Genomic DNA, 992 nt, shown 5'->3' on the forward strand with positions numbered 1-992 from the left:
AGCGGCGTAGGCTACGCCGATATAAGACAAGGAGAAACCATGTCTACACAGATGTCTGTATTTTTAAGTCAAGATTCTGCTGCTCCACACTGGGGTGAGAAAGCACTACTTTCATTCTCTGAAAACGGTGCGACGATTCATCTAGGTGAAGGTCATGATCTTGGTGCAATTCAGCGTGCAGCTCGTCAGCTAGATGGCCAAGGAATTCATTCAGTTCTACTTTCTGGTGAACATTGGGATTTGGAAAGCATCTGGGCTTTCCATCAAGGTTACCGCAACCCGAAAAAACACGGTTTACTAGAATGGACTGCGCTTTCTGAAGAAGACCAAACTGAACTTCAAGCTCGCATTAAAGCGACCGATTTTACGCGCGATATCATCAACAAAACGGCGGAAGAAGTTGCACCTCGTCAACTTGCTACGATGGCGGCTGAGTTCATCAAATCTGTCGCACCAGAAGGCACAGTAACGGCTCGTATTGTTAAAGATAAAGATCTACTAGCGGAAGGTTGGGAAGGTATCTATGCGGTTGGTCGCGGTTCGGATCGCACATCAGCAATGCTGCAATTGGATTACAACCCGACTGGCGATGAAAACGCACCAGTATTCGCGTGTCTAGTAGGTAAAGGCATTACGTTTGATTCAGGCGGTTACAGCCTTAAGCCTTCAAACTTTATGAGTGCAATGAAAGCCGATATGGGCGGTTCAGGTACGATTACTGGCGGTTTGGGGTTAGCTATTTTGCGTGGTTTGAACAAGCGCGTAAAACTGATCTTATGTTGTGCTGAGAATATGGTTTCTGGTCGTGCGCTTAAGCTTGGCGACATCATCACCTACAAAAACGGTAAGACTGTTGAGATCATGAACACCGATGCAGAAGGTCGTTTGGTACTTGCCGATGGTCTTATCTATGCAAGCGAACATAACCCTGAGTTGATCATCGACTGCGCAACGTTAACCGGCGCGGCGAAAAATGCATTGGGTAACGACTA

General features: G+C 46.8%; 1 protein-coding gene. It reads left to right on the plus strand.

From position 1 onward, the window contains the following. Positions 1–39: 39 nt before the first annotated feature. A partial coding sequence (gene pepB / locus R7093_RS24240; protein WP_318146885.1) for an aminopeptidase PepB occupies positions 40–992 on the plus strand: 953 nt, incomplete at its 3' end.

This window comes from Vibrio sp. 1580, assembly GCF_033340055.1.